This window comes from Chryseobacterium sp. CBTAP 102, from assembly GCF_003201365.1.
Classification (GTDB): Bacteria; Bacteroidota; Bacteroidia; order Flavobacteriales; family Weeksellaceae; genus Chryseobacterium; species Chryseobacterium candidae.
In genome coordinates, this window is record NZ_QICX01000008.1 from 86,974 (window position 1) to 99,851 (window position 12,878).

The following is a 12,878-nucleotide window of genomic DNA, read 5'->3' on the forward strand; positions in this document are numbered from 1 at the left end:
AATATGGAAAACCTTAATACATCAACAGAAATACAACTTAGCGGAAGCCGTATCATTCTTGAAACATTTCTGCAGGAAGGGGTGAAAACCGTTTTCGGATATCCGGGAGGTGCTATTATCCCTATTTATGATGCCCTTTACGACTATCAGGAAAATCTGAAACATATACTTGTACGCCATGAGCAGGCAGCTGTACATGCGGCGCAGGGTTTAGCCAGAGTCTCAGGAGAAGTTGGTGTTGTATTGGCAACCAGTGGACCCGGAGCAACTAATCTTGTAACAGGTTTGGCAGATGCTCTACTGGATAATACTCCTTTGGTATGTATCACAGGACAGGTTTTTGAACACCTTCTCGGAACCGATGCCTTTCAGGAGATAGATGTAATCAACGTTACAAGTCCGGTTACCAAATGGAATTATCAGGTTACTGATGCCAATGAGCTTTCCGAAGTATTGGCAAAAGCATTTTACATTGCAAAATCGGGTCGTCCCGGTCCTGTATTGATTGATGTGACTAAAAATGCCCAGCTGCAGTCTGTTGCTTATAAAGGATATTCTCCATGTTATTCATTGAGGAGTTATAAACCGGATCCTGATCCATGTTTTAATAGTATCGAAAAAGCTGCAGAGCTTATCAATAATGGAGAAAAGCCATTCATCATTGCAGGGCAGGGGATTATGCTGGGGAAAGCAGAAAAAGAGTTTTTACAGTTTGCTGAAAAATCGGGAATTCCGGTAGCATGGACTGTTTTAGGAATGAGCGCTATCCCAACCAATCATCCGCAAGCTGTAGGAATGGTAGGCATGCACGGAAACTATGGCCCGAATATATTAACCAACGAATGTGATGTTCTTATTGCTGTCGGGATGAGGTTTGATGACCGTGTTACCGGAAGACTGGATCAGTATGCAAAACAGGCAAAGATTATTCACTTTGATATTGATCATGCTGAGATTAATAAAAACGTAAAAGTGGATGTTCCGGTTCTTGGGAACTGCAAACATACTCTTCCTCTTCTTACGGAAAGGATTATAAAAAGAGAACATCATCACTGGCATAAAAGATTTAAAAAATGTCATGAAATTGAAACTATCAATCTGATTAATACAGAGCTGTACCCTGAAGAAGGTGAGATTACAATGGGGGAAGTTATCCGTCATCTGAATGAGATGACAGAAGGTGAAGCAATTATTGTAACAGATGTAGGGCAGCACCAGATGACGACTTGCCGTTACTCTCATTTCAAGCATTCCCGAACCAATGTAACAAGCGGAGGGCTGGGAACAATGGGATTCTGTCTGCCCGCCGCGATAGGAGCTTCTTATGCAGAGACCAATCGCCCTGTGATTGCAGTAATGGGTGATGGGGGAGCGCAGATGAATATTCAGGAACTTGGAACTATAATGCAGTACCACCCGGAAGTAAAGATTTTAATTCTTAATAATTGCTATCTGGGAATGGTAAGGCAGTGGCAGGAATTGTTTCACGAAGAAAGATATTCCTCAGTAGATATTCAGAGTCCGGATTTTGTTCAGGTAGCAAAAGGCTACAATATATCTGGAAAGAGAGTATCCGAGAGGAAAGAACTAAAACGGGCACTCCGTGAAATGCTTGATCATAAAGGATCTTTCCTGCTTGAAGTAATGACAGGAAAAGAACACAATGTATTTCCGATGATTCCCCAGGGAAAAAGTGTTTCGGAGATTGTATTAAATAATAAAATGTAAAAATAAAAAGATGAAAACAGATTATAAAGAATATACCATCACAGCGTATACAGAAGACTATTTAGGGTTGATCAGCCGCATCAATGCTATTTTTTCAAGAAGAAGAATTTCTATGGTGACCTTCAATGTAGGCCCTTCGGAAATTGAAAAGGTAAAAAAGTTTGTTATTGTAATCAGAGAAACAGAAGACTCTGTTCAGAAGATCAGCAGACAAATGGAAAAACAGGTAGATGTTCTTGAAGTACATTATCACAGAACTCCATATCTGACAGCAGTAGAACACGCAAGCTAAGCATAAAACTAAACATCATAATCAATAATCAATAAAATAAATAAAATGGCAAAATTAAATTTCGGAGGAGTAGAGGAAAATGTAGTAACAAGAGAAGAATTTCCATTGGAAAAAGCTCAGGAAGTATTAAAAAATGAAGTAGTAGCAGTAATCGGATATGGAGTACAGGGACCGGGACAGGCTTTGAATCAAAAAGATAACGGAATTAATGTCATTGTAGGGCAGAGAAAGAATTCTAAATCATGGGATAAAGCGGTAGCAGACGGATTTGTACCGGGAGAAACCTTATTTGAAATTGAAGAAGCATTGGAAAAAGGAACTGTTATCTGTTATCTTTTAAGTGATGCTGCACAAATTGAATACTGGCCAAAAGTAAAACAGCATCTTACCCCAGGAAAAGCATTATACTTTTCTCATGGCTTCGGAATAACGTTCAGCGAACGTACGGGAATTGTTCCTCCAGCTGATGTAGACGTATTTCTGGTAGCACCAAAAGGTTCAGGAACATCCTTGAGAAGAATGTTTTTGCAGGATAGAGGTCTGAACAGCAGTTTTGCCGTATATCAGGATGCTACCGGAAAAGCGAGAGAAAGGGTAACAGCATTGGGGATTGCAATCGGAAGCGGGTATCTTTTTGAAACCGACTTTAAAAAAGAAGTATACAGTGACCTTGCAGGAGAACGTGGAACACTGATGGGAGCTGTACAGGGAATATTTGCTGCCCAGTACGATGTATTGAGAAAAAACGGACACAGCCCTTCCGAAGCATTTAACGAAACCGTAGAAGAGCTCACTCAGTCATTAATGCCTTTAGTTGCAGAAAACGGAATGGACTGGATGTATGCCAATTGCAGCACAACAGCCCAGAGAGGAGCTTTAGACTGGTGGAAGCGTTTCAGAGATGCTACTTCACCTTTGTTTGAAGAACTGTATGACAATGTTGCGAAAGGAAACGAAGCACAACGTTCTATCGACAGTAACAGCAAACCGGATTATCGTGAAAAATTAGAAGCCGAACTTACTGAGTTGAGAGAAAGCGAAATGTGGAAAGCGGGTAAGACGGTACGAAGCCTGAGACCTGAAAACAATTAATTACTAAACAAATGATGAAAGAGGGAGTAAGTTTCTCCGTTTTAGAGAATGTCTATAAAGCGGAGGAACGATTAAGAAATGTAGTGGTAAAAACACCTTTGGCTGTCAATAATAATCTGTCAGCTATTTACAATGCGAATATTCGTTTTAAAAGAGAAGATCTTCAAAGGGTAAGATCCTATAAAATAAGAGGTGCCTATAATAAGATGGCAACCATGTCTGAAAAAGAACTTTCAAATGGAGTTGTTTGTGCCAGTGCCGGAAATCATGCGCAGGGTGTTGCATTTGCATGTCAGACAATGAAGGTGAAAGGCACCATTTTTATGCCTTTGCCAACACCCGGACAAAAGCTTGAACAGGTAAAGATGTTCGGAGGAGAATACATAGATGTTATACTTTATGGAGATACTTTTGATGCGGCAAAAGATGCTGCAATGAGGTTTTGCAAAGATCATAGCAGCGCATTTATTCATCCTTTTGATGATCCGGCGATTATTGAAGGACAAGCGACAACAGCATTGGAGATTCTGGAACAGGCAGAAGGTATTGTCGACTATCTTTTTGTTCCAATAGGCGGTGGTGGACTGGCAGCAGGAGTTTGTACTGTATTTCAGCATTTGTCTCCACAAACAAAGATTATTGGAGTAGAACCCTCCGCAGCAGCAAGCATGAAAAAAGCCCTGGAAAAGGGAAAACCTGTTCTTCTTGAAAAGATAAGCCGTTTTGTAGATGGAGCCGCCGTACAACAAGTGGGAGATCTCACTTTTGAATGCTGTAAAAATATCCTGTATGATATGGCTACGGTAGATGAAGGACTTGTCTGTGAAACCATACTGTCACTCTACAATAAAGATGCTATCGTAGTAGAACCTGCGGGCGCACTTTCAGTAGCCGTATTGGAAAAATATAGAGAAGAAATAAAAGGTAAAAACGTAGTGTGTATCATCAGCGGAAGTAATAATGATATTACCCGTATGGAAGAGATCAAGGAAAAAGCATTGCTTTATGCAGGATTAAAGCATTATTTCCTGGTCAGATTTCCACAGCGTCCCGGAGCATTGAAAACCTTTGTGATAGATGTGCTGGGTCCTGATGATGATATTACCTATTTTGAGTACACCCAAAAAAATTCAAAAGAAAAGGGAATTGCAGTTGTAGGAATTGCTCTGAAGCAAAACAAAGATTTCAACCCATTGATCAATAAGATGAAACAATATGATTTCTTTGTCAACTATCTGAACAATGATCCTTCGCTGATGAACCTTCTTATTTAAAAGACTTTAGATGAAAAAAGAAAAATATTTTTTTGATGAAATTAAAAAACGACATAACAACCTGAAGCGTTAAGAAAATGAATTCTGTGAACATTAAAAAAACTCTACTGTTTGAATGTGGGCTAATATATAATCCTCAATATAGAATGTTTCCGTACAAACTAGAATGTTAGAGAACAGATTTCATTTTAACGCGGAAGTTTGCAAGTCTTGAATGTTGGGTTCTTTTGCTTCAAAGTAAAAGAATCGTAAAGATATTTTTTTTCGCAGATTCTAAAAACACAATGATGAAAGAAGCTTCACAATCTGTGAAGCTTTTATTTTTATCTTTCAAGCGAAAAATTCGAAATTACTTTTGGGCGTACCGTTTCATTAGCTACTTTCCAGGATGTTCTGTACATCCATTCGGTCATTTTGAAAAGCTTTTTGTAATTGATATTTTCAGATTCATCCTGTGGGGTATGATACTGATCATGCAGCACGCTGGTGAAGAATATCGCAGGAATTCCAATCTTAGCATACGGAAGATGATCGCTTCTGAAATAGAAATACTCAGCATGGCTTGGAGAATCCCAATCTTTCAGGTATTTGAATTTTGTACTTTCATTATTGGCATCTTCAGCCATTTTTACAAGTTCTTCAGAATTTTTGTGAGGGGAATTTCCTCCTAATAAAGCGGCTTCATTGTTTTCATTTCTCCCGATCATATCACCATTCAGAACGGCTACAATGTTCTCTTTCGGAACAACAGGATGTGCTGCATGCCATCTTGATCCCAGCAATCCTCTTTCTTCAGCGCCATGGAAAACAAACAAAATACTTCTTTTTCCCGGCTGTTTTTTGTAAGCCCTCGCCATTGCAAGCATTGCCACACAGGTACTCGCATTATCATCAGCACCATTGTAGATAGTGTCATTCTTTACAGGATGTCTTATCCCGTCATGATCCTGGTGTCCGCTCAATAACACATATTCATTTTTAAGAACAGGATCTGTACCTTCTATTTTTCCTATGATATTCACTGAAGGATATTGGTAAGTTTCAGTAATAAGACTCAGAGAAGCTTTAGGGTTATTTTTTACCCAGCCGGCATTTTCTCTTTTGATCCACAGAACAGGAATATTATTGGTGATTTTTTCTCTTAATCCTTCTACGCCATAGCTTCCTCTTGTCATTTGAGGCAATACTTCCACCCAGCTTTGTTCAGAAATATCATCAGTAATGAAAATAATAGCTTTCGCTCCCAATTCAGAAGCTTTATTGTAGTATTTATTTCTTACGAATCCAGGATATCTTCTTACAAAAAGGGTCATATCTTTCGGGATATTTTTGTCAGAAGCGTTTATAGCAAGAATTTTACCTTGGATATTCAATTTCGCAAGATCTTCAGGCTCTGTGTTTCCGGCATATACAATTTCAGCGTCTAAAGAAGCATTTACAGGTTCTGCCACCAGAAAATCTTTCCATAATTTTAAACTGTTATCTCCAATTTTAAGGGTACTTTGCGGGATCACCTGATGTCTGTGCATATCAAAGAACTGGAAAAAAGTTCCGTTATCTCCGGCAGGTTTCATTCCTGCTTCTTTGGCTTTGTCGGCCAGCCACATAGACACTTTCAATTCATCCAGGGTTCCGGCTTCACGTCCCCAGAACTGGTCTGCAGCCAGCTGATACATATCGGTGCGTAGATCTGCTTCTTTGATGGCAGAAACCAAAGGCTTCTTATAATTCTGAGCATTTCCAAAGGCAAGTATGAAGAGTCCAAGCAGAGAAAAAACATAATTTTTATTCATGGTAGCTCTTAATTGAAGTTGGCCAGTTTATCTGAAAACTGTTTTGAAAACTCTTTTCTGTCTTCTTCCAGTTTTTCCTTTGTAGAAGGTAAAATATAATTAAACAGGATCTTGTCTTCATGGTCTAAAAAGATAATTTCCTTCTCATTTCCATCAATCATTTGTGAGAAAATCTCCCACATTGGAGTGTCTTTTAATTTTAATAATTCAAAAAACTGTTCTGCTTTGATTTCGATTTTCTGCATGTTCTTTTTATATATATTATCGTTGAATATTTCTGAATTCTGATTCAAAAATAAAGATTTTGTATTTCACGAGGTGTTAAAACTCCAGAAACTTCAGCTTAAACTGGATGGCAAAATTTTCTCTGAAATGGGGTGTCGCATAATAACCCACTCTGTAGAATAACCCAAGATTAAAATAACTGGAAAGGAAATTGTTCCATTCCAAACCTACTTCCTGATACAGATGATCCAGTTTTCTGAACTTAAACTGGTGGTATTCCGGATGTTTCATATCTCCGATAGTTCCTCTTAAGACAAAATCAAAGCTGGAAACATTATGGCCGAAACTTTTGAAATACCAGGGAAGCTTATGGGTAAAGTAGTACGCGACGAATCTGTCGTTATAGTATTTTCCTCCCTCCAGTGTTGCGAATCCAAGGTAAGAAGTAAGGTTAAAATTAAAATCTTTACCCGGAGAAGCCAGTCCGTTCATCGTAAAGTTTTTCCAGATAGGCGCTCCACCCAGAACAAGACCTCCGTATAATCTGAAACCTGTAGTCCCGATTGGTGTTTTGAAATTATGAACAAACAAGGCATCAAAACGGGAATAATTAAAATCTCCCTGCAGTATTTTGTAACTTTGCTCATAATTAAAATAGAGTTCAGGGTATTTCTGATCAATCAGAGATTTTCCCTGTGGCGTCATAATATTGGTGGAATTCGGGGAATATTTTAAGGTAAAAAGGGTATTGAAGTTTCTGTATGAAGTTCCTCTGTCCCTGAACTGATAATCGAATTCAGCCTCTTCCGTATTTCTTCTTACGGCAAGGGCAACAGTAAGTCCGTTGGTGACATCGTTCAGATAAGATAATGACACTCCTTTAAAGTGAAAATATCTGTCGTTATTCAGATTATTTCCGAAATTCATCATCCTCATCTTAAAATTCCACAGCTTTCTGTTGAATTCTCCTGAGGCCGTTACATCATCATAGACTTCAAATCTGAAAAAGGAGTTTTTCTCCAGTGTGGTTCTCATATCAAGCCCCATTCCGTACTTCCATTTTCTGTCTTTTACACCATATGCGAAGTAGTAATCCGGTGAAAAATAAGGATTGAAGTTTTCATTCAGCTTGGCTTTTAAACCTAATCTGAAACCTTCATAGGAGTTATAATTAACAATTTCATCTACAGCAAAATCTACGGAACCTACTCTGATCTGTCCGTTCAGTAATCCTGATAAAATCTGGGCTTTGGTGTCAATTTTATACTTTTTTCCTAAACTGTCGATGGTTTTATAGGTATTTTGTTCCCTCTCGGTAAGAGGTTCCGTTCTATATTGGTCCAGAGAATGCCCGTCGATATTCTTTACAGAGAAAGTATAGCCTTTGAAGTCTTTTGGATTCTCTTCAATAGGAGCTTCAAAATCAAAATATTTTGAGGTAAGAAAAGCGTAAGTGCCAAAGCTTTTTTTATCTTTTTTATCATCAGCATGCACTTTGTCATCCATAGCCATTTTACCCATTTTAAGTTTCGCTTTTTCGTGGGCAAGAAACCATTTGTTATTATAAAATACCCAGGTACTGGTGATAATTCCTTCGTTTTTGTTTTTACTGAAATTTTCAATTTTTTTGACTCCGTAAGTTTCAGTATCTACATAGATAGCACCATTATACTTTCGTTTTCTGTCCGGCTTTTTGTAATTCACCTCACGGAAGCGGATCACAAAGTTTTTCCTGCCGTCAAGGGTAATGGTATCTGAAAGAAAGAACCGGTAAAGACCTCTGTTTTCAGGTTTCAACTGCTCCGGAACAACATCTCTGTTACTTTGCTGGAGCGCAATCATTTCGTAAATAGGCTGCTTCAGGCCGGAGATTCTGTTGTCCAGAATATTGATCTTTTCCCCGTACTTTTTGGAATATAAAAACTCCTGAGCTCTTTCCCAAAGGAAAAGTTTGCTTTTTGAAAATATTTTTCTTGCGTTACTATTATTCAGGGAGTCTTTTTCTCTTTTTTTCTTGAAAATATTGAGATCATTGAAATACTGATTAAATTCAGAAAGACTGTCTTCATCAATATCCAGAGATATTTTTTCGTAAGATTTGTAAGAGTAAGACCCTAAGCTTTTCGGGGAGTTTTCTTTGAAGAGCTTATTAACTTTTCTAAGGATTTCCAGAGCCCTGGGATCACTTTTGTCCTCAATAACTACGGTTTCAATATCGGTAGTTTTGTTTGTTTTTTTTAGCAGGGAAACTTCCATACTGCTTTCTACTGTAACGGTTTCTTTTTGATAAGAATCAGCATCCACATCAATGTTTTTACATCCTGTTTTAAATTCCAGAATACCTTGTTCATTTGTATATCCGATAACGGAATTATCACAGGATACCTTTGCTTTAAAGACAGGTTTTTGACTGGCGTCATCCACAACCTTAATTTTTGTTTGTGAATACCCCAAAAAGCAGATCATAAAAAATAATAACAGTAAACCCCTTTTCATTTAAAAAAACTACGTCAAAAATAATGATATTTATTATTGTAGAAAAGTTTTTAACAGAGTATAATATTGATTTAATCTAATGTTTTCATGAACTTTGCAAGAACAAAGCCCCATGAAGAAATTGACAGATAATCTTTCTGTATCTTAATGGGATTTTTAAATAAAAAAACTCCTTTGCCGTTAAGTTTCAGGAATTTTAATTGTTTTTCGCTGTTTTTGTGTTCTGGAATCGTAATTTATTGATCATCAAGAGCTTTCATAAACTCAATAATATTGTCAATTTCTTTATCAGTAAGCTGGAGTGGAGCATCAGAAAGGGTCTGATTTTCTACTTTAAATCCAAAAGCTTTTCCACCGCCTTTGTTATAGAAATTCATCACTTCTTTCAGGGTTTTATAGCCTCCGTTGTGCATATAAGGAGCTGTCTTTTGAATATTTCTAAGAGTGGGGGTTTTGAAAGAATGCTGTAATGAAGAAACCGTTTCGTGGAATTTTCCTCTTCCCGGATCAGCGTCAAATGTTTTATTCTCTGCATTCACAGCAACACCCAGAATCTCCTGCTCGGTTTTCTTGAAGTTCGGAGGAACTGTCCCGTTGAATAAAGGAATAAAATGACAGATAGCACACTGAGCTTTTCCCACAAAAAGATTGAAACCAAGTTTTTGATTTTCTGTCATTGCAGATTTGTTTCCTCTCATATATTCATCAAAAGCAGAATCGAATTTTGCCAGAGAACGAATATAGCTTGCCAGTACATTCTGCAGCTGCCATACTTCGGTTTTTGGGGAGTGATAGATTTTTTTGAATGCAGCCTGATAATTTTTATCCTGATTGATTTTGGCAAGGATCACATTCAGGTCACCATGCATCTCTTCTTTATTGGAAATCACATCTGAGCTTTGTCCTTCCAGATCATCCTTTCTCATATCCCAAAACTGACCATGCTGATATCCTGCATAATTGAGAGAAGGTGTATTTCTAGTCAATTCTGAGTTTTCAAGAGACATTGCTCTGGCCAGTCCGTCTGTAAAAGCTTTTTCTGGAATATGACAGGTTGCACAGCTTCGGCTATTGCTGTTGGATAGTATTTTGTCATTAAAAAGCTGATGTCCTAGTGCTGCCTTTTCTTCAGTGTAGGCATATTCTTTTCCGGGAGTGAAAGCATTAGGATTAAAAGCATTTTTAGAAAAAAAAGTAGCCGCATTTTTGTTTAAAGCAGTAGCTACGTCAACGTCCGGAATGTTTTCCTGATTTTTAAAATCCAACATCAGAGCTGTGATCTTGTTTAAATGATCCGGAATAAAATTGACATAATCAAACGTATTTTTGTCTGAGCTTTTCTTCAGAACTGCAATGGTTGAACTGATCTCTGCAACAATGCTTTTTAAAGCTTTATCTTTTGAACGTTCAGTGGAGATTTGTTCTAACGTTTCTTTAATTCCTTCCAGTGAATAAGGCATTTCCTGCAAAAATGTTCCCGAAACCGGAGTGTCAAAACCTGAGATTCCTAAGCTGGAAATTCTGAAAGCTTCCTGTCTCAATGCATCAAAAACCTGATCTTTACTGATGGTAATGACCTGAAAGTTGGTTTCTATAGTGTTGCTTTTATTGATCAGCTTATTGAGCATTCTGATTATTTCTTCTTGATTTTCTTTATTGTAAGGGTAGAGCATTTCTTCCAAAACCTGCAGTCCTTCGGGTTCTATTTCTGTATGCTCATCCATTTCTATTTCCGGAAGGGCAGGTCCGTTGATAAACCTTGCGGAGTGAGGAAGGAAGTATTCTACAGCCCATTCCATTTTTTTGTAAGTTTTTCGGATGTCCTGAAATTTTTCCTGAAGAAGTTTTTCATCAGAATTTTTAGAAACCATGGTTTTCAGTTCGTTGATTTGTTTTTCAAAATCAGCATTGGTTTTGGTAATCCTGTTTTTTACAGAGCCAAGATCTTCATATACGGGCTGCGGCTTTTCATTTTTGCAATAATAAAGCGTAAAAAGTGCGGCAGCACAGTATAAGAAAAGAAGTATCGGATATTTTGAAAGTTTATTCATGAGTATGAAAAAGTATCAACAGAGGTTTTCTATTGATACTTTAATTGAATTTGATATGAAGGAATTAAAACTATTTTTCTACGTTTCTGATGATAACAATCTGGCCACCTTCTTTGTTGGCGTTGATTCCGGAACCGTCAGGATTTTTGAATTTATCCAGCTGCCATGTGTGAGAATGGATATTCACAGAGAAAGTATTCGGAATTCCGATGATGTCTGAAATATCAACCATTGCTCCAAATTCCCATGAGCCGAACTTCTGCAGATCTCCGGATTGGTTGTAAGCCGTCTGCCATGCCGTATCATTTCTGTTGTGCCTCATATTCAGCCACGGTTTGTATTGTTTCGTAGCAATATTCAGCTGCCAGATATAAGAATCATGTTTTGCATTTTTGTAATAGGAATCTCCGTCTTCCTGGATGTATACGAAGTTTTCAGTCACACACAGATTATCCGGATTGATCAGATTATTTCCAGGATTAGAATCACCTTCTGCAACCACTTCCAGTTTTCCTGTCAGCATATTATTGGCGTTAAGAACAAGCTTGTAAACTCTTCCCCACATTGTTAATCCAGCTTTCGGATTGATACCGTCAGAAGATTCTCCGGTAGCCGTAAAGTAGATTTCTCTACCTTTTCCTGCTCCTTTTCTGTAATCTACATCTTCCACTCTTGAAAAGCGGATCGCATTATTGTCAATGTTTTTCTGATTGATCTGAGCTCCTGTAAGATTTTTAGCGTTCGGAATTTCTACGAATTCTACATCATAGCTGCTTCCTTTCGTCATATCCGTTTCAGTATAGTTGCTGTTGATTCTTTTTAAAGAATACAACTTACCATTATCTAGATCTCCCTGCGTATCGGCAACATACATGATCAATTGTCCTGCAGACTGATGAGAAGAAGAATAAGACTGATCTTCACCAATGATGATATAAGATTTTCCGTTAGATACATCTTTAGGAAGCGGAACTGCATTTTCCATGGAAGCCTTTCCTAAAGCTGGTTTTACCCTTGTTTTATCAGTAGCCTGAGATGTCGGTGCTAAAGGATTTAAAGCGTGAACCATACTTTCTTCACCAGATTCTCCGGCAGTAAGGAATGCACTGAAACCATGAATTTCAGGTGTTGCCAATGTAGCGGAACACAATCTAGTCATTCCTCCGGTTCCGTTTAAGATATATTCTCCTTTTACAGGCTTAAACGTTTTGTCGAGGTATACTCTTGATACAGATTGCTTGATCTCATGGTTGGTGATCATCAGGTAACCCTCAGAGTTAGGATCTTTCATAAGCCCCATTCCGTCCGGCTGTCCTCCGAAAACAAAGTCAGGAGAACCTGGAAGTACATCTGAGCTGGAAATAAGGGTGGTAATATTTAAATTTTCAAAACCTTGCATTCCATAAACGAAAGCGGGTTCTTTAGAAAAATTTTCAAGTTTGATTTTGTCATTGACAGGAGTATCGGAGTTCCCGTTGTTGTCATCGTTGCAGCCTTGAAATATAAGGGAAGCAAGCAGAAGAGCTCCAATAGTTTTATTAATTTTCATAATTACATTTTTTGAATTTCGATTATGGCAAAACTAAAGGTCTGGTGTTAACTGAGTTTTAAGAAGACAAAACAAATAGTTTAAGATTCGGTGATCATTTGTTAAGATAAGGTCAATAATTAGAACGGATATAAATAAAAAAGACTTTGATGAAATCTTAGTAATAAAGAATAGTATGTTATAGCGCAGAGTACGCAAACATTTCATAGCGGAGTGGAACGAAAATATTGATGATAGCATGAGAATTTCTTGGCGATCCTGGCGTTAAATAAAACATATATCCAGCTTATATAACCTTCCAAGTTCATTTTTATCTCTCGGTGATTTCACAGATTATGCAGATGCTTGTGGAAAATCTGCGTAATCTCTTTCATCTGT

General features: G+C 37.8%; 9 protein-coding genes. 4 read left to right on the plus strand and 5 right to left on the minus strand.

What is annotated here, in order from left to right:
• Positions 1 to 3 precede the first annotated feature (3 nt).
• Genes ilvB through ilvA form a run of 4 tightly spaced genes read left to right on the plus strand, consistent with a single transcriptional unit; the run spans position 4 to position 4,386 of the window.
• Positions 4 to 1,728 carry a biosynthetic-type acetolactate synthase large subunit gene (gene ilvB / locus C8D70_RS12775; RefSeq protein WP_076595725.1) on the plus strand — a complete coding sequence of 575 codons (1,725 nt, stop codon included), beginning with the start codon at positions 4 to 6 and terminating at the stop codon, positions 1,726 to 1,728.
• 10 nt (positions 1,729 to 1,738) lie between these two features.
• A complete protein-coding gene (locus C8D70_RS12780) occupies positions 1,739 to 2,020 on the plus strand; it encodes a hypothetical protein (protein WP_076595724.1) in 282 nt (93 codons plus the stop codon).
• A 45-nt stretch (positions 2,021 to 2,065) separates the two neighbouring features.
• The gene (gene ilvC / locus C8D70_RS12785) at positions 2,066 to 3,112 is read left to right on the plus strand and encodes a ketol-acid reductoisomerase (protein ID WP_034692308.1); all 1,047 of its coding nucleotides are present in this window, start codon (positions 2,066 to 2,068) and stop codon (positions 3,110 to 3,112) included.
• An 11-nt stretch (positions 3,113 to 3,123) separates the two neighbouring features.
• Positions 3,124 to 4,386 carry a threonine ammonia-lyase gene (ilvA, locus tag C8D70_RS12790; protein WP_110367564.1) on the plus strand — a complete coding sequence of 421 codons (1,263 nt, stop codon included), beginning with the start codon at positions 3,124 to 3,126 and terminating at the stop codon, positions 4,384 to 4,386.
• Between the two features lie 323 nt (positions 4,387 to 4,709).
• Here the strand turns inward: ilvA and C8D70_RS12795 are convergent, their stop codons facing one another.
• The 5 genes from C8D70_RS12795 to C8D70_RS12815 all read right to left on the minus strand — a co-directional run bounded on the left by C8D70_RS12795 (position 4,710) and on the right by C8D70_RS12815 (position 12,500).
• Entirely contained in the window at positions 4,710 to 6,179 is a 1,470-nt protein-coding gene (locus C8D70_RS12795; RefSeq protein WP_110367565.1) for a M20/M25/M40 family metallo-hydrolase, read from the minus strand.
• 8 nt (positions 6,180 to 6,187) lie between these two features.
• The gene (locus tag C8D70_RS12800) at positions 6,188 to 6,424 is read right to left on the minus strand and encodes a hypothetical protein (RefSeq protein WP_076595780.1); all 237 of its coding nucleotides are present in this window, start codon (positions 6,422 to 6,424) and stop codon (positions 6,188 to 6,190) included.
• Positions 6,425 to 6,500: 76 nt separating this feature from the next.
• Positions 6,501 to 8,828, minus strand: a complete 2,328-nt coding sequence (locus tag C8D70_RS12805) for a DUF5686 family protein (RefSeq protein ID WP_228408027.1) — start codon at positions 8,826 to 8,828, stop codon at positions 6,501 to 6,503.
• A gap of 308 nt (positions 8,829 to 9,136) precedes the next feature.
• Entirely contained in the window at positions 9,137 to 10,951 is a 1,815-nt protein-coding gene (locus C8D70_RS12810; RefSeq protein WP_110367567.1) for a cytochrome-c peroxidase, read from the minus strand.
• 70 nt (positions 10,952 to 11,021) lie between these two features.
• Positions 11,022 to 12,500 (minus strand): hypothetical protein, encoded by a 1,479-nt coding sequence (locus C8D70_RS12815; RefSeq protein ID WP_110367568.1) that lies wholly within the window; start codon positions 12,498 to 12,500, stop codon positions 11,022 to 11,024.
• Positions 12,501 to 12,878: the final 378 nt, after the last annotated feature.